Genomic DNA, 23,075 nt, shown 5'->3' with positions numbered 1-23,075 from the left:
AAATTACCATAATAGGGATGTTAAGGCTGGGATGTAGTGATGTCTGAGACTGTATTTGAATGCCAGGAGAAGATGCGAAGACTTGCAGTCAAGATTGTGAAGCATTATCGCGGCAAGGGTCCGGAGAATGTAAAGGTTAGGATGGAGTATGAGTCCTTAATCATTATAGAGATCCGTGGAATTCTCTCCAGTTTATCTGAAATTTTGCTCAAAGAAGGTGCGGTACATTTAGTTACAGAATACTGGAAAGTGCTGAAGCCTTATTTGGAGAGAGAGTTTATGGCAGAGATCGCAGAAACGCTTGGCAGCCCCTTTACATATACATGGAAGATTGAAGACCCGAATCCAGGGGATAAGGCAATTATTATTCAATTGAATAAATCGGTTTGATTAGAGAGAATGGACTTTTGCGCCTTAGCTTTTTAATAAGCCAGTACATTGTGTATTTCTGATTATACCTTGTATTGGCTTATTTTTTTGTTGCTATAATTGTGCAAAAAATCACAAACAGAGGTGAGGAACTATGGAGAATAAAGTGCTGACTGTATGTCCGTATTGCGGAAGTGGTTGTCAGATGAATTTACTTGTTGAGGAGGGGAAAATCGTAGGCGCTGAACCAGCGTATGGAAGAACAAACGAAGGGAACCTGTGCCTGAAGGGTCATTATGGATGGGATTTTCTGAATGATCCGCAGATTCTTACCGCCCGTATCCGCAAGCCGATGATTCGTAAGGCAGGGACACTGGCAGAGGTACCCTGGGAAGAAGCCATTCAGTATACAGCCGAGAAACTAACAGCAATCAAGGAAAAGTATGGACCGGATGCAATCATGGGAACCGGTTCAGCCCGTGGCCCGGGAAATGAAGCCAATTATGTCATGCAAAAATTTATGCGCGCTGTTATCGGAACCAATAATGTTGACCATTGCGCTAGGGTATGTCACGGGCCGTCCGTAGCTGGGCTTACCTATTCGCTAGGGGATGGCGCAATGTCTAACTCAATTCCTGAAATTGAGGACACGGATCTGTTGTTTATTTTTGGATACAATGCAGCGGTTACCCATCCCATTGTGGCAAGAAGAATTGTTAGTGCAAAGCAGAAGGGCGCAACGATCATCGTAACCGATCCCCGCAAGACGGAGTCGGCCCGCATTGCAGATACATGGCTGCCCCTTAAGGGCGGCACGAACATGGCGCTTGTCAATGCCTTTGGTCATGTGTTAATTGCTGAGGAGTTATACGACAAGCAGTATGTTGAGAAATATGTGGAAGGTTTTGCGGAATATAAAGCCAGTGTACAGAAATATACACCTGAATATGCGGAGAGCATTACAGGTGTGCAAGCGGCTGAGATCCGCAAAGTAATGCGGCAATATGCGAGTGCGAACAAGGCGATGATCCTGTACGGTATGGGGGTATGTCAATTTGCCCAAGCCGTGGACGTTGTAAAGGGTCTGGCTTCACTGGCGCTTCTTACCGGCAACTTTGGCAGACCTGGCGTCGGGATTGGTCCGGTCCGCGGCCAAAATAATGTACAGGGTTCCTGCGATATGGGGGCATTGCCGAATGTCTATCCGGGATACCAGTCTGTTACGGATGACAAGATCCGTAAAAAATTCGAAAAGGCCTGGGGAGTGGCTTTGCCTCGCAAAATCGGGTATCGGATTACCGAAATTCCTCATCTCGTTCTAAAGGAAGACAAGGTGAAGGCCTATTATATTTTTGGCGAAGATCCGGTTCAGAGCGATCCGAATGCTTCAGAAGTGAGGGAGACGCTGGATAAATTAGAATTTGTAATTGTCCAGGACATCTTCATGAACAAGACGGCCCTGCATGCGGATGTGATTTTGCCGGCCACCTCCTGGGGTGAGCATGACGGGGTCTACTCCTCAGCCGACCGAGGATTCCAACGGATCAGAAAGGCCATCGAGCCTCCGGGTGAAGTAAAGCCCGATTGGCAAATTATCAGCGAGCTTGCCACGGCGATGGGTTACCCGATGTCCTACCGGAACACGGAAGAAATATGGGATGAAATGAGGGGGCTCTCCCCATCGTTTGCCGGAGCCAGTTATCGGAAGATGGAAGAACAGGGCAGTGTTCAGTGGCCATGCCCGTCTGAAGATCATCCGGGCACACCGTATTTATATGAAGGGAACCGGTTTACCACTTCCAGCGGCAAAGGACAGCTATTTGCCTGTGAATGGAGGGCTCCGCTGGAGCAGCCAGATCAGGAATATCCGTTGTCCTTGTCCACAGTGCGTGAGGTAGGGCATTATTCGGTTCGGACGATGACCGGCAACTGCCGTGCCCTCAGTCAACTGTCGGATGAGCCTGGTTTCATCCAGATGAGCCCGGCGGACGGATCAAGCTTAGGGATTGAAGACGGCCAGCTTGTACATGTTGTATCCCGCCGAGGCAGAGTGTTAGCCCGGGCACAGATCAGCAACCGTGTCAAAACCGGGGCCACCTATATGACTTACCATTTCTGGATTGGAGCCTGCAATGAACTGACGGGTGACTATCTGGACCCGGTCTCCAAAACCCCGGAATACAAGTATTGTGCGGTCCGCATCGAGAAAATTGCAGATCAACTACGCGCGGAACAACAGGTTCAGCAGGAATATGAGGCGCTCAGAGCGCAGATGCATGTGGAGGCGAGACCGGTATGAATAATGTACAGCCGAATCCGTTTGTCATTGCCGAAGCGGGCAAATGTATTGGCTGCAAGGCGTGTGAACTGGCATGTTTCGCAGTTCATAACGATCACAATGGGGTTGGGGCGGCTGTGGGTACAGTAACGGTACCGGTTATTCCCCGCCTACATGTCATTCGAACAGAGAGCTTCACACTGCCGGTTCAATGCCGCCAGTGTGAGAATGCGCCCTGTGCGGAAGCCTGTCCGGTTCAGGCGATCCGGCAGGAGGAGGGGACGATAGTTATTCATGAAGAGAGCTGCATAGGCTGCAAAGGATGTGCGATGGCTTGTCCGTTTGGTGCCATCAGTTTGTATAAAGCATACAGCAACGGCAAGGTAGTCCCGCAGATTCAACTGAAGGAGCGGCAGGACAGTGCGATGGAACGTAAGGCCAAAGTGATCGCCTATAAATGTGATTTATGCCGGACCAGGGACCATAAGGACGGAGCTATGGGAAACGTTCCGGCTTGTGTAGAGGTCTGTCCGGTAGAGGCACTGTCACTGGTTCATCCGGATACCAGTGTATCCAGGTCGCGCACAGCAGCGGCCATGCGACTGTAATACCACTTCAATTCAGAAAAGAAGGTTGCACTATGTCGTATAAGGATCCAATCATTCATATTGACGAACAATTATGTACCGGCTGCAGACGTTGCGCGGCTGTATGTCCTGTGGACGCCATTATCGGCGAACCGGGCTACCCGCAGACTATTGATGCTCATCGCTGCGTCGTTTGTGGACAGTGTGTGCAGATCTGTACCGCTTATGCTGCAGACAACGAGTCGACGACAGCCTTACGAGCGGTAAAGTTACAGGAAAGAGGGCAGCTTCCCAACGTGCGTGAGCCTTTGTTCGCTGCTTATTCGTCAGGGGATATCCAGAAGGTTAAAGCTGTTCTGGCTGATCCGAAACGGTTCAAGGTGGTGCAGTGCGCTCCTGCGATCCGGGTATCTCTGGCGGAGGAGTTTGGGCTGCCCTTTGGCACTTTAACCCCGGGGAAAATGGCGGCAGCGCTGAGAAGGCTGAAGTTTGACCGGATTTATGATACGAATTTTGCTGCGGACGTGACGATTATGGAAGAGGGCTCAGAGCTGATTGGCAGAGTGATGTCTGGAGAGCGGCTGCCAATGTTCACCTCCTGCTGCCCGGCCTGGGTGAAGCATGCGGAGACGGCAGCACCGGAGCTGCTGGAGCATTTGTCCAGCTGCAAGTCCCCGATGCAAATGGGTGGAGCCTTGTTCAAGACCTACGGAGCGGAGCTGGATGGAATTGCACCTTCGGATATTTTCAGCGTCGCGGTTATGCCCTGTACCTGTAAAAAATTTGAATGCAGCAGAGAAGAAATGAGTGTGGATGGGTGCCGTGAAGTGGATCTCGTCATTACTACAAGGGAACTGGCGTGCTTAATCAAGGATCAAGGCATCGATTTCATTCATCTTCCCGACGAGCCGTTTGATTCACCGCTGGGCAAATACTCTGGAGCAGGCTCGATCTTCGGCGTCACAGGCGGTGTGATGGAAGCTGCGATACGAACGGGGTATGAACTGATCACCCATGAGCAGATTCCCAATCTGCAATTGGATTTTGTCAGGGGAGAGGAAGGCATCCGGACCGCAGAAGTTCAGATTGGCGATTTGGAGCTCAAAGTGGCAGTTGTTGCTGGACTGAAATATGTGGATGCTGTTCTGGCAAAAGTTGCAGAGGGCACCTGCCCGTATCATTTCATTGAAGTGATGGCTTGTCCCGAAGGCTGTGTCAGCGGCGGGGGACAGCCTAAGCTGCTGTTGGAAACGCAGCGGAAAATTGCTTATCAGGCCAGAAAGAGCGCCGTCTACCGCCACGACTCTCATCAGAAGGTCCGCAAATCCCATGAGAATCCAGATATTATCAAATTATATAAGGACTTCTTAGGGGAACCGTTAGGCCATACTTCACATCATTTGCTGCATACCAAATTTGTTGACAGAAGTCTTAAGGAGGAGATGTCATGAACCGGTTTGTCATTGCCGATCCCGATAAATGTATAGGTTGCCATACTTGTGAAGTGGCCTGCGTAGTTGCACATGCCGGGAATAATATGTTCCTTCAGGAAGAGAGCGGGGCTGACTTCTATCCACGGTTGACTGTCGTCGAGACCGATGAAGTTACCGCACCGGTGCAGTGCAGACATTGTGAGGATGCTCCTTGTGCCAATGTGTGCCCGAATGGCTCCATTACGAGCAAAAACAACAGCATATTCATCAATCAGGATAGCTGCATTGGTTGCAAAACATGTATGCTGGTATGCCCTTATGGGGCGATTACAATGGTTACGGCACATAAGAGTGGTCAAAAGCAACTTCAATCCGGGCTTCGTTCCAATACATCGGGTGCATGGAGCCGCAAGGAGAGAATGGTTGCGAACAAATGTGATTTGTGTGAAGACAGCGGCAAGGGCCCGGAATGTGTGCGGGTATGCCCCACCAATGCGCTCCAATTCATCGTTCCAAGCCAGATTGAAGATTCCATTTCCCGGAAAAGAATGGCCAGTGCGCAGTCATTACAGCAGTTTGGCGGTTTTTCGCGTCACTAATTCAGTCACTATAACGCAGAAAGCAAGGTGGAGCGTTTGTCCGATATCTTGGTCGATCACTTTGGTCGTTTACATAATTATGTACGTATCTCCGTCACTGAGAGCTGCAACTTGGGCTGTCAGTATTGCAATCCGGGCAGAGTAGAAAAGGCTGTGGAGGGTAACCCGCTTACCTTTGACGAAATTGAACGAATCGTAAGGGTACTCGCTGAGATGGGGGTAACCAAGGTGCGTCTTACCGGAGGAGAACCGTTGATGCGTCCAAACCTGGAAGAACTGGTGGCCAGGTTAAGGGCCATCTCCGGGATCGAACGTGTCGGTCTGACCACGAATGGACTGCTGCTCGCCCCCAAAGTGCAGAAGCTGCGTGATGCCGGGCTTACCGATCTCAACATCAGCCTGGATTCTCTAATTCCAGAACGCTATTCCAGAATCACTGGGGGCGGTGATGTCAGCAAGGTGTTGCATGCTTTAGCAGCTGGTTTTAAGGCTGGCTTCGAGGTACTGAAGCTGAATATGGTCTTGATGAAAGGTGTAAACGATGATGAAATTGAATCCTTTCTGCAGCTGACTCAGAAATATCCGCTGCACGTCCGCTTTATTGAATATATGCCCATGGGTCATGATATGAAGGGATGGGAAGCGGGATATATGCCTTTGGATGGAATACTGGAGCGTTGTGCCAAGGCTGGTTTTAGTCTTGAAGCAGATCCGGACTCGGGCAGGACAACTGATGAGCCGGCTGAAAAAGCAGCAGATTCCGGCCCGGCCCGTTATTTTCGCATCCAAGGTGCGGCAGGGCAATTTGGCTTGATTCATCCGGTCAGCCAGCATTTCTGTAATACATGTAACCGGCTGCGTATTACAGCAAATGGTCACGTTAAGCCGTGCCTTTTCTGGAACGAAGAGCTGTATATCCGGCCTTACATCGCTCAATCAGAGCTGCTGAAGCAATTATTCCTGCGCGCCTTGGAAGCCAAACCTGGCCAGCATATAATGATGGACCAACCGGGCACCAAGCCACCCCTGAAGGCTACAATGCGCCTGATGTCGCAAATTGGGGGGTGAAAAACAATTGAACGACGATCCAATGTTTCGGGTGGAATCGGATGCTCTAGGGAGTGAAGCGGTTCCCAGTGGGGCTTATTATGGAATTCACGCGGTAAGGGCGCGGGATAATTTTGCGGTCAGCGGCCGGCCCGTGAATCCGCGGATCACGCGGGCCATAGTAATGGTGAAGAAAGCGGCAGCCAAAGTAAATGGCAGGCAAGGGGATATTTCCGAACAGGTGGCTGCGGGTATTCTATCCGCTTGCGATGAAATTCTGCAAGGCCAGATGGATAATCACTTTATTGTGGATGCGTATCAGGGCGGAGCGGGAACGAGTACGAACATGAACGTTAACGAGGTGATAGCCAATCTGGCCATCGAGAAACTTGGTGGACATAAGGGGGATTACCGGCTGATCCATCCGATAGATCATGTGAATCTCTATCAATCTACCAATGACGTGTATCCCACTGCCATGCGAATTGCGATGATTCCGCTGCTTCGCTCACTTAGTGAAGAGTTCGCCTCTCTTCAGGAGGCCCTGCAGGAGAAGGAGCGGGAATACGCCGATGTGTTAAGGTTAGGACGGACGCAACTCATGGACGCACTGCCTATTATGGCTGGACAAAGCTTTGGTGCTTATGCCAAAGCGGTTGCACGGGACCGGTGGCGGCTGTACAAGGCGGAGGAACGGCTGCGGGAGATTAACCTTGGAGGAACGGCAGTGGGCACAGGAATGAATGCCCCCCTTGCTTATATTTATGCCATTGCAGAAGAGCTGCGGGAACTAACCGGAATGGGGCTGTGCCGCAGCGATTTTCCGATGGATGGCACACAGAATATGGATGTGTTTGTGGAGGTTTCAGGTTTGCTCAAAGCCGCTGCGGTGAACTTGCTGAAGATATCCGGCGATTTCCGGCTGCTTAATGCCGGGCCCTCCGGCGGAATTGCAGAATACATCCTGCCGCCTATGCAGGTAGGTTCTTCGATCCTGCCCGGTAAAATGAATCCGGTCATCGCAGAGATGGCCGGGTCAGTCGCTATGAAGGTGATCTCCAATGATACAGCAGTCACTTTGGCGGCGGCCAGCGGACAGCTGGAGCTGAATGCCTTTGCTCCTTTAATCGCAGAATCTCTGCTTGAATCTCTTGAAATTCTTACCCAGGCTGTACGGCTCTTTCATGAGCGATGCGTGCGTGGGTTGAAAGTCGATACTGCGCATTGTCTCGAGCATTTGGAACGCTCCGGCGTCATGGCTGCCGCAGCGGTGACGTATCTGGGTTATGACGCCGCAGCAGAACTGGCTACGTCTGCGGCGGCCTCGGGCCGGCCGTTAAAAGAGATTTTGCTGGAACAAGGACTGATGACGAAAAAGCAGATCGATGCCATTCTGCACCCGCTGGAGGTTACCAAACCAGGCATCCCTGGAAGATTAAGAGATTTATAAAGGTTCTAGGATAAGAAGGAGCGCATGTTATGAGCTTAAATGATACCCCGCGTGGAGAACGAATGCACATTGCAGTCTTTGGACGGCGTAATGCCGGGAAATCCAGTGTGATTAACGCTTTAGGCGGTCAGGAGACGTCCATTGTTTCTCCGGTAAGCGGGACAACGACAGATCCGGTTTATCAACCGATGGAGCTGCTGCCGGTGGGACCGGTAGTGCTCATTGATACCGCCGGATTGGATGATAGCGGAAGTTTGGGCGAACAGCGGATTCGCAAAACAAATCAGGTTCTGAGCAAAACCGATCTGGCGTTGCTGGTGATAGACGCTGTCCAAGGAGTAGGCGAATTTGAGCACAACCTTTTACAGAACCTGTCTGTCAAGAAGATTCCGGTCATTCTACTATTGAACAAAGTAGACTTGCTCGAAGAACATGGCAACGGTGAGGAACACACTGTAGTGGCGGCAAAGGTAGAAGAGCAGCTTCATTTGAAGCCAATGCTATTCAGTGCTCTCAGGAATACTGGGATCACGGATCTAAAAGCTGCAATCGTCCGGGAGCTGCCGAGGGACGAAGACCGGTTCCGGCTAGTGGGAGACCTGCTGAATCCCGGAGACTTGGCTGTTCTGGTAGTGCCGATTGATAAGGCAGCACCCAAAGGAAGATTGATTCTGCCCCAGCAGCAGACCATTCGTGACATCATGGAATGTGATGCGGTTGCTGTTGTCACCAAGGAACAGGAGCTTGGACACACACTCAAGACGCTGGGGCGCAAGCCAAATGTGGTCATCACGGATTCACAGGCATTTCTTAAGGTTCAGGCAGATACCCCAAAGGATATCCCGCTCACGTCCTTTTCCATATTGTTTGCCAGGTACAAGGGGGATCTTCCTCAGCTTGTGCGCGGGGTTCGCGCTATTGGTCGTTTACAGGACGGAGACCGGGTGCTCATTGCGGAAGCCTGCACGCATCACCGGCAATCCGATGATATTGCTTCCGTGAAGATTCCCCGCTGGCTACGGGGACTGACAGGCAGGCAGCTTCACATTGAACATGCCGCAGGCAGTGATTTCCCCGCAGGACTCGGCGGTTATTCACTGATCATTCACTGCGGAGCGTGTATGTTGAACCGCAGGGCGATGCTGGGGAGGCTTGAAGAGGCGGAACATGAGGGTGTTCCAATTGTGAATTATGGTGTATTTATTGCCTACGTGCAGGGGGTGTTCCCAAGAGCCATCGAAATGTTTCCGTCTGCAATGCTGGCCTGGGAGGAGGGGGCATATAACCATTAATGCGTATATTAAAGCGGGGGTGTTCCAAAAGCCATCTGAATGGCTGCTGGAACACCCCCTTTTTGTGACAGCGTACATTGGGTGCGGCCTAAAACCGTAGATCTCGTTCGCCGTTATGGATACGCTGAAGTTGCTTTAGGGTCGCTTTTTTGACCGATTCCTTGGGAATACGCTCCAGATTGTCATGAATCGTCTGCTCTCCAATGGCCCGCATCTCCTCATCGGCGTAATCCAGCAGGTATTCCTGAAACGTCATCAGGGAGTTCGGCTGACAGACATTATGGATTTGGCCGGATTTGGCCAGCTGCATGAAACGGTCTCCCGTGCGGCCTTCCCGGTAACAGGCGGTGCAGTAACTCGGCACATACCCGTCCTGGCAGAGATTTTTGATGATTTCCATAGGGGAGCGGTGATCGCCGACCATGAATTGCGGTTTGTCATCTTTATCTTTGTTCACACTGTATGCGCCAACACCTGTGGCGGAGCCTGCGCTGATCTGGGAAATGCCGAGTTTGATTATCTGATCACGAAATTCAGCGTCTTCGCGTGTAGAGAGTATCATTCCTGTATAGGGAACGGCTATTCGCAGAACGGCGACGATTTTGGCGAAATCCGGATCGCTGACCAAATAAGGGTAACTGTCCAGGTTCACATTCTCCGCTTCGCGCAGGCGGGGGACGGAAATCGTATGCGGTCCGCAGCCATAGGCCTGTTCCAGATGCTCGGCATGTTTTAACATGGCTATCGTTTCATATTTATAATCATAGAGCCCATACAGAACACCAATACCAACATCCTCGATACCGGCTTTCATGGCCCTGTCCATGGCGGTCGTATGCCAATCATAATCACTTTTGGGTCCTTGCGGATGGTATTGCTTGTAACTAGGTCTATGATAAGTCTCCTGAAATAAAATATAAGTTCCAATTCCCGCCTCAGCCAGCTTGATGTAGTCGTCGAATGTGGTTGCAGCGATATTGACATTGATCCGGCGGATACTGCCATTGTCCAGCTTCGTATCGTAAATAGTCTTTATGCAGTCGAGAATATAATCGATGGAACAATTGCGGGGATCCTCACCCGCTTCCAGCACAAGCCGTTTGTGTCCCAGAGACTGTAGAACGGTAACTTCCTGGGCAATTTCATCTGAGGTTAAGCGGCTGCGTGTGAATTCAGAATTGGAATGTTTGTAACCGCAGTACACGCAATTATTGACACAGTAGTTGCTGACATAGAGCGGTGCGAACAATACAATCCGGTTGCCGTAGATCCGTTCCTTGATATCTCTGGATACCTGATAAATCTCATTTAGTGTTTCCTGATCTTCCACATTTAAGAGCACAGCTGCTTCTTGTGAGGTCAGTCCTTTACATTGTCTGGCTTTCTCAAGAATTGCGGACACCTTGGCCCGATCCGATCCGGCATTTTCTCCAAATTGCAGCGCTTCTTTGATCTCTTCGTCCTGAATGAAATCCGCCGGACGACTTTCATTTACTCGGCTCACGAACATCCACTTCTTTCTGGGTTCATTATTAGATTGACAAGCAGACTTGGACTCTTATAACTCGATTGCGAGATGATAACAGGCTGATTCGGTGGCTTCCTTACAATGGAACCTGCTGTACAGAAGAGCGTGATAGATGATTCAGACTATCTCCCCGGCCCATATCCACATGGAATCCGGCAGCTTCAATCCGCTGTTCCAGGCAGAATCTGCATTGGGCGGATTCATCACCCAGACAGATTTTGTTGTTGTAGAGCGTATATTGGGCTCGTACAGTCAAAGGAGAGAGATTAGGCATGACCACATTAGCGCCTGCTTGCAACGCCAGCTCCCGCCCGTTCGGGTGAGCGGTTCCCATGGCTGTTGTAGCAGGGATTAGGGCATTCGGCACGAAGAGCCGGGCAAGAGCAATCATATCCAGTGTATCTATTATTGTTCCGGCCGGCTCGTCCTTTAAGGGTGTGGCCTGATGCGGCAAAAAAGGGCCAATGCCGATCATATCCGGTTCGAGCGCCTTAAGATACAGCAGGTCTTCAGCTAAATCCCCGGGCGTTTGGCCTGGTAAACCAACCATGAAGCCTGCACCCACCTGATAGCCGAGGGACTTTAGTGCCTTCAACCGATTCAGGCGGCTGTCAAAGGTCATGGTCGGGTGCAGGGCCTGGTACAGCTTGCGGGAAGCCGTCTCATGGCGCAGCAAGTAACGGTCAGCCCCGGCCGCGAGCAGTGCAGCGTACGTCTCATCATCCCGTTCACCAATCGACAGTGTTACCGCGGTATCCGGATAGAGTGTTTTGATGTGCATAATGAGCTCAGCCAGCTTCTCAGTGGTATACCAGTCGTCTTCTCCGCTCTGCAGAACAAAGGTACGATAGCCCAGTTCATACCCTTCCCGGCAGCATTCCAAGATTTCTTCAGGTTGGAGCCGATAGCGGCTGACTGTCTTATTGCCGGAACGTATGCCGCAATACAGGCAGTTCTGTTTGCAAATATTGGAGAATTCGATCAGCCCACGCAAAAATACACGGTCGCCATAACGTTCCATTCTTTTCAGATGGGCCAGGTGATGAAGCCGCTTTTTTAGATTCTGGTCCGGATTCCTCAGCACAGCAATGATCTCTTGAGCTTTCAGTGATTCTTCTTTATATAATTGATCCAGCAATTGTTCCGTTGACATCACTCCCTATCCTGGAGGGGATTAAACATATAACCAAAAAATAACAATTGCGAAGTGCTAGAAAAAATTGTAACAAAAGTAAAAATAGAGAACAGTGAGTTTTGTGCTTGAAATTTGAGGTTCACGGAGGGGGGAAAGCGGGACAACCGGAGATACGATCCGGACGGGTATACACATTACATGAATTCTGACGAATGAAACCAACGGTGGTGATTCCCAACTGTTCCGCCAGCTCAAGTGCTAGTCCGGTGGGGGCTGATTTGGACAAAATCATTTCACAGCCTATTTTGGCTACTTTCAATAAGATTTCCGAAGAGATCCGTCCGCTGAAAACAACAATTTTGTCATTGAGATTCAAATGTTGCTTCAGGCAGTAGCCGTAGATTTTGTCCAGTGCATTATGACGCCCAATGTCGCTGCGGGCCAGCAGCACCCCGCCGGCATCGCAAATTGCAGCAGAATGGACGCCACCGGTGCGGTGGAACAGCTCTGATCCGGTTTGCACTTCTTCCATTAAGCGGAAACAATCGTCGAAAGAAAGTGACACATGTACCCCGTCTGCAATTTTGGCCGTTCTGGCATCATTAACGTAGACGAACCCATGCCGGCTTGACCCGCAGCAGGAAGTTACATATCGCTTGGCGAACAGCTGACGGTGTAATGGGCTTAAGTGATCAATAGTTACGTGGACGAAACCTTCTTCTTCCTGACTCCAAATCGCCTTGATATCCTGGAACCCTCTAATGATTCCTTCGGATGCCAAATAACCGATAACCATGTCCTCGATATATTCAGGCGTGCATACCAGAGTGACGAATTCATCACCGTTTATTTTGATTGTGACCGGATGTTCCGTAACGATAAGATCTTCCTCCATCGTGATATGGCCACTGTGGTAACGAATAATTTCCCCATGCCGCTCGGATCCGAGTTCCAATGCAATCACCCTTTTTCGTTAGAAATTAAATATCTCAATAATTCCTTTAAATGATAAATAATACCATCGTAAACACACCCTTACTACATCACTTTTTCTAAAAAGTGTCAATTTAATATCTCACATACAGCCTTTGCGTTCTTCATGAATCAGAGCTATTTTAGGAGTTGAACGCTATGGTATAATGGGTCAGAGGTGATAGGCGAGTTATGTTTTTGAAACGGATTGAATTAGCGGGCTTTAAATCATTTGCCGACAAAACGGAAATGGAATTTGTACGCGGCATAACGGCCGTCGTTGGCCCGAACGGCAGCGGCAAAAGCAATATTTCCGACGGCATCCGCTGGGTGCTCGGTGAACAGAGCGCCAAATCGCTGCGCGGCGGCAAGATGGAGGATATTATCTTTGCCGGAAGTGACGCACGCAAAGCCGTGAATTACGGTGAGGTGTCGCTCACGCTGGATAATGAGGATCATGTCCTGCCGCTCGATTTCAGCGAAGTTACAGTAACGCGCCGTGTGCACCGCAGCGGTGAAAGCGAATATTTAATCAATAAGCAGGCCTGCAGGCTGAAGGATATCACAGAGCTGTTTATGGATACCGGCATCGGACGCGAGGCTTATTCGATTATCGGACAAGGCCGGATTGAAGAAATTCTGAGTACGCGTTCCGAGGATCGCCGCGGTATTTTTGAAGAGGCCTCAGGTATTGTTAAGTATAAATCACGCAAAAAAGATGCGGGCCGTAAGCTGGACGAAACCGAGCAGAATCTGCTCCGGATTCATGATTTGATCAGCGAGCTGGAGGATCAGGTAGGCCCGCTCAAGGATCAATCGGAGAAGGCCATCCGCTATAAGGAGCTGCGCGAGCAGCTGAAACAGCTGGAAATCTCCGTGTACGTGCACCAGATAGAAGGCATTCATACCGCCTGGAAGGAAGGCAATGCCCGGCTTGAAACGCTGCAGGTCGAACAGCTTGAGCTGTCCACTGTCGTTTCGGCCCATGACGCCAAGCTGGAGAGCGGGCGTTCTGAGCTTCGAGCACTGGAGGCGCAGGTTGAACAACTGCAGGAACAGCTGCTTCGTTACAGTGAAGCGAATGAGAAAAGTGAAGGTTACGGCGAAGTGCTGAAGGAGCGCAAGCGCAACCTGGAGAACAACCGCGAGCAATTGATGCTTACACTGGGCTCGGTAGGAGAGCGCTCAGAGGGTAGACAGCGCGAGCTGGCAGAGCTGGAGCATAAGCTGCAGCAGTCAAGACAGGCTCTGGAGGAGCTGCGCGCTCAACTGGCAGATGAGGAAGTCCGGCTGGAAGGAGTGGCTGGCGGGATTAGCCAAAGCAAGGAAGAGAAGCTGAAAAGCGCCTTGCTTGAGCTAATGAACCTGATGGCCCAGGCCCGCAACGAAATTCGTTACGCGGATCAGCAGAAGGAAGCCTTGGAGCGGCGGATGAGCCGCAGCGTTGAGGAAAGCGGCAAATGGGTCGCGCGGCTCGCGGAGCTGTCTGCTTCGCAGAAGGGTCTGAAGGATACCATTGCCACACTCGGCAAAGAGATTGGAACGCTGCGCGGCGCCTACATCACGGAGAGCGAGCAGACCAGCAAACGCCAGAAGCTGCTGGAGGAAACGCAGAGCGGACTCCGTAAATGGGAACAGAAGCGCGAAGCCCAGGTTTCCCGGCATGAGACGATGAAGGAAATGCAGGATGATTTTGACGGATTCATGCTTGGAGTCAAAGAGGTCCTTAAGGGAGCACGCAAAGGCCAGCTAAGCGGTGTGCACGGTGCAGTAGCGGAGCTGATCTCCGTGCCGGAACGGCTGGAGCTGGCTGTGGAAACAGCGCTAGGCGCATCGCTTCAGCATGTGGTTATGGATAATGAGGCCGTCTCCCGTCAAGCGATTACCTTCCTGAAGCAGCGCCAGCTGGGACGGGCTACATTTCTGCCGCTGGATGTCATCCGGCCCCGGCAGATTACCGGCAGCGACCGCAGTATGGTGGAAGGTGCGGAAGGGTTTGTGGGCATCGGCTGTGATCTGGTCGGTTATGAGGACAAATACGCAAGCATTGTCGGCAGCTTGCTCGGAAATGTCGTTATTGCAGAAAGTCTGGAACAGGCTAACCGGATCGCCGCCAAATGCCAATACCGCTACCGGGTAGTTACGCTGGAAGGCGATGTTGTCAATGCCGGCGGTTCGATGACCGGGGGCAGTCAGCATAAGAAGAACAACAGCCTGCTGAGCCGTAAACGCCAGCTCGACCAGCTGTTCGGTGAGATTGAAGAAAGCGAACGCCAGATTGCCAAGCTGAAGCAAGGCATTGCCAAACTTCGCGAGGAGCAGGAGAATGCTGCGAAGAAGCTGGAGCAGCTGCGCCATGACGGTGACGAGAAACGTCTGGAGGAGCAACGGGTCTCCGGTGATTTGAAGCAGCTCGAACAGGAACTGCGCCATGTTCAGGAGCAGGTGGATGGTGCGGGTGCCGAACGCAGCGGCTTTGAGAGTGAAGTCCGCAGTCTGGACGAGAGCCGCAATCAGGCGGTTGCCGAGCTTGCAAGGCTGGAGAAAGAAGAGAAGGATTCCCATGAGGCGATCCGCAATGCCGAATCGGAGCGTAAAGCGAGTGAAACGGCTAAGGAAGAGCTGCAGGGTAAGCTGACCGGCATGAAGGTAAGTGAGGGTAAGCTGGACCAGGAGATTTTCTCACTGGAGGAACAGCTAAGACGCATGAGACAAGACGCCGGATCGCAGGATAAAGAGCTGCGCCAGAGCCGCAGTCTGCTTATGACCATCGAGAAGGATCTCGAAGAGAATTCACGCGAAGCGGTCAAACAGAAGGAAGATCTGAACAACTACCGCCTGAAGAAAGAAGAGACGGCGGGTACGCTTGATTTAGCGCGTGCTGAACGGGCGGCGTTAACCCGCAAGCTGGAGCTCGCCGAAGGTGAAACCAAAGACCAGCGGCAGGCTTTAAAGGCCGTGGAGGACAAGCTGCGTTCCACAGAGGTAGCTGTAGGACGGCTTGATGTTGAGCTGGACAACATTCTCCGTAAACTGAGCGATGATTACGAGCTGAGTTATGAACTGGCGAAGCAGCGTTATCCGGTTCCCGAGGATGTGCCGGCCGCACAGCTGGAGGTGCAGCGTCTGAAGCGCAGTATATCTGCGCTTGGCGAAGTGAACCTGGGGGCCATTGAGGAGTATCAGCGCGTGCATGAACGTTATACTTTCCTCAGCGGCCAGAAGGATGATCTGGTGGAGGCTAAGACAACACTTTACCATGTCATTCATGAGATGGAAGAAGAGATGTCCAAACGCTTCAAGCAGACCTTCGATGCCATCCGCCGTGAGTTCGGCACGGTTTTCTCGAAGCTGTTCGGCGGCGGACGGGCGGACCTGATGCTGCTTGATCCCGAGCATATGCTCGACACAGGCATAGATATTGTCGCCCAGCCTCCCGGCAAAAAACTGCAAAATCTGCAGCTGTTGTCAGGTGGTGAACGCGCATTGACCGCTATGGCACTGCTGTTCGCCATCCTGCAGGTCAAACCGGTGCCTTTCTGTGTGCTGGATGAGGTGGAAGCGGCACTGGATGAAGCGAACGTAGTCCGTTTTGCCCAGTATCTGCGCGAGTTCTCGGAGCAGACACAGTTTATCGTGGTTACCCACCGCAAAGGAACCATGGAGGAAGCGGATGTGCTCTATGGTGTAACGATGGAAGAAGGCGGTGTATCGAAGCTTGTCTCGGTGAAGCTGGAGGATGAGGAAGCAGAGATTGCCTAAATGAAAGCATTGCATTTCGGAAATGAACCAGGGAATCTGGTGTCTTAACGATAAGAGGAGGAAGAGCATGAGTTTTTTTAAGAAACTGAAAGAAAGTATTTCCGGTAAAACCGAAACGGTTACCAAACAATTCCGCGACGGTCTGGAGAAGACCCGTAAGGGCTTCGTTGAGAAGGTATCCGACCTCATCATCCGCCGTAAAAAAATAGATGAAGAGTTTTATGAGGAACTGGAAGAGATTTTGATCGGTGCCGATGTTGGGGTAAATACGGTAATGTCGCTTGTTGAAGAGCTTCGGGCTGAAGTGAAGCAGAAACGGATTGAGGATGCCTCGGAGCTGCAGCCGATCCTCTCCCGCAAACTGATGGAGCTGCTGCGCGGTGATGACGACAACAGTCTGAAAGAGAATCCGGACGGAATCACCGTTATTCTGTTCGTCGGCGTAAACGGTGTCGGCAAGACAACAACAATCGGCAAGCTGGCACACCGCTACAAACAGGAGGGGAAAAAGGTTCTTCTCGCCGCAGGCGATACCTTCCGGGCCGGAGCGATTGAGCAGCTTGAGGTCTGGGGCCAACGGGCCGGTGTTGACGTCATTAAGCAGCAGGCGGGCTCTGACCCGGCTGCTGTGATGTTCGATGCGGTGCAGGCAGCCAAGCAGCGGAATGTGGATGTGCTGATTTGCGACACGGCGGGAAGACTGCAGAACAAGAGCAACCTGATGGAAGAGCTGAACAAAATCTTCCGGGTCATTCAGCGTGAAATTCCCAGCGCTCCGCATGAGGTGCTGATGGTGCTGGATGCGACTACCGGCCAGAATGCCTTGACGCAAGCGAAACTTTTTGGTGAAAAAAGTGGCGTTACCGGCCTGGTGCTGACCAAGCTGGACGGGACCGCCAAAGGCGGTATTGTTGTGGCGATTCGCCAGGAAATGAATCTGCCGGTGAAGCTGGTTGGACTAGGTGAGAAAATGGAGGATTTGCAGCCATTTGATTCCGGACAGTTCGTCCATGCGCTGTTCGCCGGGATGATCTCTGATGAAGAACAAAAGGAGCCGCAGGAGTAACTCGCCGCAGGCGCTTCAAACGAGGATGAGCTGTGATTACCATAAAAGCCCTGCAGAACGGTTCACGTTCTGCAGGGCTTTTGTCATGACCGATTGCGTGAAAAAACAACTGCCAACAGGTTTTTTTGTGAAAAAGCTGTCCCTCTTTAAATAGAAGGAACGGGTGCTTTTACATTTGGATGTTTATATTAAAAAAACATTATATGAAAAATTCATAATAGTACTGCTTGTCAACTCACCTGCATACAATTCAATGTATAAATCACATTTGTGCTCCCGAAAAACTAAACTCATGAGAAAGGAAGCGATTCCACTGATTATGTATGGAGTATAAACTCCATTTTGTTGTTATATATATTGACATGAACAATATTATTTACGTATTATGAAAGTAGTATTTAATATTTTCATACTTAATTTTTGAAATGCAAGCCTGTTTGTCAACAAACTTCACACATTATATTGATCCGAAAGGAGTCGGGCTCATGTCCAAACTTGATCCTTTGCCCGGTCTGTCTCCGTATCCGCTGCAGCATTTCTATGATGAAATGTATGCCGATGAACGGAGCATCCGTCCTCATTACAGACATGTGAACCGCATGTTTTCCGGGATGAGCCCTGAAGAGCTGCAAGGTAAGCAGAAGCTGCTGCAGCGCCGGATGATGGAAGAAGGTATAACCTTTACGCTGTACAACCCGGCACAGGATCATCCGATGGAACGAACGATTCCTTTCGATATGGTTCCGCGGATTATCCCCAAGGGGGAATGGGAGAGGCTTGAGGCTGGCATTGTCCAGCGGATCACGGCTTTGAACCTGTTCATCCATGATATTTACCACGAGCAATACATTGTAAAAGACGGGATTGTCCCGCGCCGCATGATTATCTCCAACTGTTATTTCCGGCCGGAGATGGCGGGACTGCGAGTCCCCGGCGGTGCTTATGTCACTACCTCCGGCATTGACCTGATCCGCCATCATGACGGAGAGTATTATGTGCTCGAAGACAACCTGCGTACTCCTTCCGGCTTTTCCTACCTGTTTAAAGGCAGATCACTCATGAATCAGCTTTTCCCCGAATTGTCTTTTGCCAGCTCCATCCGGGATGTGGATCATAGCTTAAACCGTTTTCTGTCTGTACTGCGGAGTTTATCTCCGTCGAGGACCAAAGATCCGGTTATTGCGCTTTTGACCCCGGGAGAATATAACTCCGCTTATTATGAACATGCTTTCCTGGCACAACAGATGGGCATTCATCTTGTAGAAGGCCGTGATCTGGTGGCCCAGGACCACAAAATTTATCTGAAAGAAATGAATGGGCTGCGCCGTGTAGATGTGTTATACCGCCGTTTGGATGATGACTATATCGATCCGCTGGCGTTCCAGCCCAGCTCCCTGCTTGGTGTCGCCGGACTGATGAATGCTTACAGGGCAGGCAACATTGCCATTGCCAATGCACCGGGAACCGGAGTAGCCGATGACAAAGCCATGTATGTCTATGTTCCAGATATGATCCGGTATTACCTCAATGAAGAGCCAATTCTGGGCAATGTCCCCACCTACCTGTTATCACGTCCGCAGGAACGCCAGTATGTGCTCGATAATCTTGCGGAGATGGTCGTGAAAGAGACCTCACTCTCCGGCGGCTATGGCATGCTGATTGGAAGTGAAGCTAGCAAGGAGGAACTGGTTGATTTCCGGCTCAAGATCCTCGCTGACCCTGCCCGTTACATCGCCCAGCCGATTATGTCGCTGTCGAGAGCGCCGGTATTGTCAGGAGGGACAATGGCTCCGCGTCATATTGATCTCCGTGCATTCGTGCTCATGGGTGCGGACCGCAAGCCGCATGTGATTCCCGGAGGGTTAACCCGGGTTGCCATGAAGGAAGGGTCGCTGGTCGTGAATTCTTCACAAGGCGGTGGGGTCAAGGATACCTGGGTAATGGCCTGAGGGAAATGCATATTGCTTCTGGATCATAAAATGCCGAATCACTATGTTAGATGAGGGAGTGGCGAGGATGCTGAATCGTAATGCGGAGGCTTTGTTTTGGATCGGCCGGTATATTGAACGGGCAGAGAATCATGCGCGGCTTATCGATGTGCATTATCATATTCAACAGGAAGAGGACTTCCAGGAGGAAGGACATAAATGGTCGAGGCTGATTGATGCGCTCGGGGTCAGAAATGAATACCTGCGGCAATTTGACAGCTTTTCGGAACAGGATGTATTGTCCTTCATTACGCTGGATCTGGGAAATTCCAATTCGTTATTCTCCTGTGTTCATCAAGCGCGCAACAATCTGCGCACTCTGCGTCAGCATTTGCCAAGCGAGCTGTGGGATATTGCCAACGGTTTTAATCTGTGGCTCGCAGAGCAGTCGGTAGCGGATATTATGCGGGGGCCGCATCATTTCTATCAGCAGGTTAAAGAACGGGCGGCGATGTTCCTTGGGGCAGAGCAGTCTGTCATGCTGAGGGGAAATGAATGGCATTTTATTGAGAGCGGCCGCTTTCTGGAACGGGCAGAGAACACGACACGGATTCTGCAGGCGGTCACTGTACAGTGCAAGTCTAAGGATATTAACGCGATTTATACCCAGCTTCAGGCGGTGCTGAAATCCGTGAGCGGATATCAATCCTTCCGAAGGTATTATGCAGATGCTATGTCACCGGAGAGTATTCTGGAGTTCCTCATTGTGAATGCCTCTTTTCCGCGTTCGATCCGCTTTTCATTCCATAAATTGGAGGAGCATTTAGCCAAGCTCGAGCTGGATACTTCTGAGAAGGGCTCCGGGCATGAGAAGGTCATTCGCCAGGCCGGAAAGATCAAAGCAGAGCTGGATTATATGGAGAAAGAAGAAATGTCCGGCGATCTCGTCGAGGATGTGCTGCATTCGCTGATGTTATCATGCCAGAGACTGGGCAAAACGATGGAAGGCGCCTTTTTTCGCCGCGAAGGAGTGCGGGTATGAAAATTCAGATCCATCATACGACCACCTACAGCTATCCCGAGCCGGTTACGGACAGTGTCAATGAAATCCGGCTGACGCCGCGCACGAATTACCGCCAGTCCTGCTACCATCATGAGGTTGAGGTGTTTCCCCCAGCCAATTTGCTGACTTACGAGGATTTCTTCGGCAACCGGGTTCATGCTTATTCCGTGAATAAGCCGCATACGGAGATGGTCATCCATACCAAGGCGACCGTAGTGACCTTAGATAAAGCACAGGGTAACGATCTGCCGCATCTTCCGCTGGAAGAGCAGGTGAGACTGCTCAATGATGAGAAGTTCCAGAACCGGTATGTTGAGTTCATCTTGCCGACACGTTATACGGAAGTGACTCCTGAGCTGGTTGAATTTGCTTCACAGCATCCCTTTGACGAAGCCGAAGATATGTACGAGTGGACCAAAAAGCTGTCTTCGACCATCTACGAGCAATTTACGTATGATCCCGAGGCTACCAGTGTGAACACGACTGTGAAAAAAGCGTTAAAGCTGAAGCGCGGCGTCTGCCAGGATTACGCACACTTGATGATTGCGGTCTGCCGCAGTGTGGGTCTGCCTTCCAGATATGTTAGCGGGTATCATTTTGTCGGTGATTTGCAGGGAGCTAATGCCAATTTCGAGCAGGCTTCGCATGCCTGGGTGGAGACGCATATTCCCGGTACGGGCTGGCTTGGTTTTGATCCCACCAATAATGTGGAAGTAAGCTGGCGTTATATCAAACTTGGGCATGGCCGGGATTACAAGGATATTGTACCGGTCAAAGGTGTCTACCGCGGAGTATCGGGCACGCTCACCGTGAAGGTGGATGTCCGTCAGCTGGGAAACTAAATGTACAAAACTTAAGCCCCACATTGTGGGGCTTAGTTTTGTATCTGAATGAGACAACCGGGTCATATCCTCTTGTTTTATGCATCTTTAGTGCAACTTGCTGCCTGGTTTGCACAAATTTTGCATAACCTGATTATAATCAAGGCCGATTTGGGTAATCTTGAAACAGAGCCACTTGGATGGACGAATCGGAAGGAGAGTGTACATATGAGCCCAAATATAGCTAAAAAGCAGCGTTTTCTTGGAAAAACAGCCATAATCACAGGTGCGGGCTCGGGAATCGGCAGAGCGACGGCGATTCAAATGGCGCGCGAAGGTGCAAATGTAGCTTTGTTTGATCTGGTGAACGAGCGTACTTCAATCCTGGAGCAGAAGCTGAACAAGCTCCGTAAGGATTGTGCACTGGCCATTGATGTAGACACCTCGGATGAGGAACGGATGAAAGAAGCAGTGCGCAGAACCGTCGAGCATTTCGGAGGTCTTGATGTTGTGTTCGCCAATGCTGGCATTAACGGTGCTGTGGGACCGATTGAGGAACTCAGCCTTAGTGATTGGGAACGTACTATATCGGTCAATCTGACCGGTACCTTCCTGACACTGAAGTACAGCATTCCCCATCTGAAGGAAAAAGGGAAAGGCAGCATCATTATCACCAGCTCGATTAACGGCAACAGCAGATTCGCCAGCTTCGGCTGGTCCCCATACAGCACAACTAAAGCCGGTCAGGTAGCCTTTGCCAAGATGGCGGCACTGGAGCTGGCCAAGTTTAAAATCCGGGTCAATGTAATCTGTCCGGGTGCGATCTCCACCAATATTGATGAGAGCACGGAATTTAATGAGGATATGGAAGCTATCGTGATTCCGATTGAATTTCCGGAAGGGGCACAGCCACTCGCGGATGGACCGGGCAAGCCGGAAAATGTAGCGGATCTGGTTGCTTTCCTAGCCTCGGATGAATCCATTCATATAACGGGTGCGCAGATTGTGATCGACGGCGCAGAATCGCTGTTGTCCTAACCCATAACGCAGCGGGTGATAAATCATCTGCTTCCCAGCAAACAGCCTTAACCGGTGATCAGATCAATGATCAGGGTTGAGGCTGTTTGCTGTGTTTTTCTTGTTACAAACATACAGGTTATGGTAACATTTCAGCTAACGGGCCTGGGCTGACCCGGACTCATAAGTATTATTATGCTATACAATGGCTCTACCCTGTGGTGCGGGCGCTTTTCCCTAAATATACGGTTTCACTAAAAGAGAGCAGTAGGTTAAGCATTAAATAATCTATCACAGAAAAAGGTGATCCTATGAATCAAGAGGTGACAGATTTCATTAAAAGTGTCCAACAGCCATGGCAAATTGAGCTGTGTAATCAACTCCGCCAGCTGGTTCATGATTCCATTCCGGAGGTACAGGAGCGTATTCAATACGGCAAACCGCATTTTCTTAAAAACGGCAAATATGCTGCAGTTATTACCACCGCTAAGGGTTGGGTGACCTTTTCCATCTTCAATGCAGCAGAACTGGAAGCTCCTGACGGATTGTTCGAAGCCGGAAAACCGGAAAGAAGAACAGCTAAGCTGCTTGAAGGCAAACCGGTTGATTATGAGCTGCTGGGTGCATTGCTGAAACAAGCCTCGGCTACACTCTAGAGTAGTTCATAGAATCGGATGCTGAACAATAAAAGGAATGAAACACTGCCGAAAGGTGGTGTTTTTTATTTT

Annotated in this window: 18 protein-coding genes; 15 read left to right on the top strand and 3 right to left on the bottom strand. The window is 50.7% G+C overall.

Annotation, left to right across the window (positions count from 1 at the left end; genetic code table 11):
• Nucleotides 1-39 precede the first annotated feature (39 nt).
• The 8 genes from NYE29_RS29065 (at nt 40) to hydF (ending at nt 9,055) form a co-directional block, all read left to right on the top strand.
• The gene (locus tag NYE29_RS29065) at nt 40-390 is read left to right on the top strand and encodes a Na-translocating system protein MpsC family protein (RefSeq protein ID WP_076109232.1); all 351 of its coding nucleotides are present in this window, start codon (nt 40-42) and stop codon (nt 388-390) included.
• Nucleotides 391-523: 133 nt separating this feature from the next.
• On the top strand, nt 524-2,668 hold the full coding sequence (gene fdhF, locus NYE29_RS29060; RefSeq protein WP_076109233.1) for a formate dehydrogenase subunit alpha: 2,145 nt from the start codon (nt 524-526) through the stop codon (nt 2,666-2,668).
• Nucleotides 2,665-3,255 (top strand): 4Fe-4S dicluster domain-containing protein, encoded by a 591-nt coding sequence (locus NYE29_RS29055; protein ID WP_340898609.1) that lies wholly within the window; start codon nt 2,665-2,667, stop codon nt 3,253-3,255. The genes fdhF and NYE29_RS29055 overlap by 4 nt, the downstream gene beginning before the upstream one ends.
• Before the next feature lie 32 nt (nt 3,256-3,287).
• Complete coding sequence (locus NYE29_RS29050) at nt 3,288-4,685, top strand: [FeFe] hydrogenase, group A (protein ID WP_340898607.1); 1,398 nt, start codon at nt 3,288-3,290, stop codon at nt 4,683-4,685.
• Nucleotides 4,682-5,266: a 4Fe-4S dicluster domain-containing protein gene (locus NYE29_RS29045; RefSeq protein WP_340898606.1), complete on the top strand. Its 585-nt coding sequence runs from the start codon at nt 4,682-4,684 to the stop codon at nt 5,264-5,266. The genes NYE29_RS29050 and NYE29_RS29045 overlap by 4 nt, the downstream gene beginning before the upstream one ends.
• Nucleotides 5,267-5,302: 36 nt before the next feature.
• A complete protein-coding gene (moaA, locus tag NYE29_RS29040; protein ID WP_340898605.1) occupies nt 5,303-6,334 on the top strand; it encodes a GTP 3',8-cyclase MoaA in 1,032 nt (343 codons plus the stop codon).
• A gap of 22 nt (nt 6,335-6,356) precedes the next feature.
• Nucleotides 6,357-7,763 (top strand): aspartate ammonia-lyase, encoded by a 1,407-nt coding sequence (locus tag NYE29_RS29035; protein WP_340899840.1) that lies wholly within the window; start codon nt 6,357-6,359, stop codon nt 7,761-7,763.
• A gap of 29 nt (nt 7,764-7,792) precedes the next feature.
• Nucleotides 7,793-9,055, top strand: coding sequence for a [FeFe] hydrogenase H-cluster maturation GTPase HydF (hydF, locus tag NYE29_RS29030; protein WP_340898604.1), 1,263 nt, complete (start codon nt 7,793-7,795; stop codon nt 9,053-9,055).
• A gap of 88 nt (nt 9,056-9,143) precedes the next feature.
• Here the strand turns inward: hydF and hydG are convergent, their stop codons facing one another.
• The 3 genes from hydG to fdhD form a co-directional block, all read right to left on the bottom strand.
• Nucleotides 9,144-10,559 carry a [FeFe] hydrogenase H-cluster radical SAM maturase HydG gene (gene hydG, locus NYE29_RS29025; protein ID WP_445322187.1) on the bottom strand — a complete coding sequence of 472 codons (1,416 nt, stop codon included), beginning with the start codon at nt 10,557-10,559 and terminating at the stop codon, nt 9,144-9,146.
• Nucleotides 10,560-10,659: 100 nt separating this feature from the next.
• On the bottom strand, nt 10,660-11,736 hold the full coding sequence (hydE, locus tag NYE29_RS29020) for a [FeFe] hydrogenase H-cluster radical SAM maturase HydE (RefSeq protein WP_340898601.1): 1,077 nt from the start codon (nt 11,734-11,736) through the stop codon (nt 10,660-10,662).
• A gap of 121 nt (nt 11,737-11,857) precedes the next feature.
• Nucleotides 11,858-12,613, bottom strand: coding sequence for a formate dehydrogenase accessory sulfurtransferase FdhD (gene fdhD, locus NYE29_RS29015; protein WP_340899838.1), 756 nt, complete (start codon nt 12,611-12,613; stop codon nt 11,858-11,860).
• A 269-nt stretch (nt 12,614-12,882) separates the two neighbouring features.
• Here fdhD and smc point away from each other — a divergent pair, with 269 nt between their 5' ends.
• The 7 genes from smc (at nt 12,883) to NYE29_RS28980 (ending at nt 23,003) form a co-directional block, all read left to right on the top strand.
• Nucleotides 12,883-16,452: a chromosome segregation protein SMC gene (smc, locus tag NYE29_RS29010; RefSeq protein WP_340898599.1), complete on the top strand. Its 3,570-nt coding sequence runs from the start codon at nt 12,883-12,885 to the stop codon at nt 16,450-16,452.
• A 67-nt stretch (nt 16,453-16,519) separates the two neighbouring features.
• Nucleotides 16,520-17,518: a signal recognition particle-docking protein FtsY gene (ftsY, locus tag NYE29_RS29005; RefSeq protein ID WP_076109243.1), complete on the top strand. Its 999-nt coding sequence runs from the start codon at nt 16,520-16,522 to the stop codon at nt 17,516-17,518.
• Nucleotides 17,519-18,003: 485 nt separating this feature from the next.
• A complete protein-coding gene (locus NYE29_RS29000) occupies nt 18,004-19,467 on the top strand; it encodes a circularly permuted type 2 ATP-grasp protein (RefSeq protein WP_340898597.1) in 1,464 nt (487 codons plus the stop codon).
• Between the two features lie 67 nt (nt 19,468-19,534).
• Nucleotides 19,535-20,488 carry an alpha-E domain-containing protein gene (locus NYE29_RS28995; protein ID WP_076109245.1) on the top strand — a complete coding sequence of 318 codons (954 nt, stop codon included), beginning with the start codon at nt 19,535-19,537 and terminating at the stop codon, nt 20,486-20,488.
• Nucleotides 20,485-21,351, top strand: a complete 867-nt coding sequence (locus NYE29_RS28990; protein WP_340898595.1) for a transglutaminase family protein — start codon at nt 20,485-20,487, stop codon at nt 21,349-21,351. Before NYE29_RS28995 ends, NYE29_RS28990 begins: the two co-directional genes overlap by 4 nt.
• A gap of 207 nt (nt 21,352-21,558) precedes the next feature.
• Nucleotides 21,559-22,368, top strand: a complete 810-nt coding sequence (locus tag NYE29_RS28985; protein WP_340898593.1) for an SDR family oxidoreductase — start codon at nt 21,559-21,561, stop codon at nt 22,366-22,368.
• A 290-nt stretch (nt 22,369-22,658) separates the two neighbouring features.
• The gene (locus NYE29_RS28980; RefSeq protein WP_340898592.1) at nt 22,659-23,003 is read left to right on the top strand and encodes a DUF1801 domain-containing protein; all 345 of its coding nucleotides are present in this window, start codon (nt 22,659-22,661) and stop codon (nt 23,001-23,003) included.
• Nucleotides 23,004-23,075: the final 72 nt, after the last annotated feature.

It is taken from the genome of Paenibacillus sp. FSL M7-1046, assembly GCF_038007405.1.
Taxonomy (GTDB): domain Bacteria; phylum Bacillota; class Bacilli; order Paenibacillales; family Paenibacillaceae; genus Paenibacillus_AQ.
This window is presented reverse-complemented; position numbering and strand designations above follow the sequence as displayed.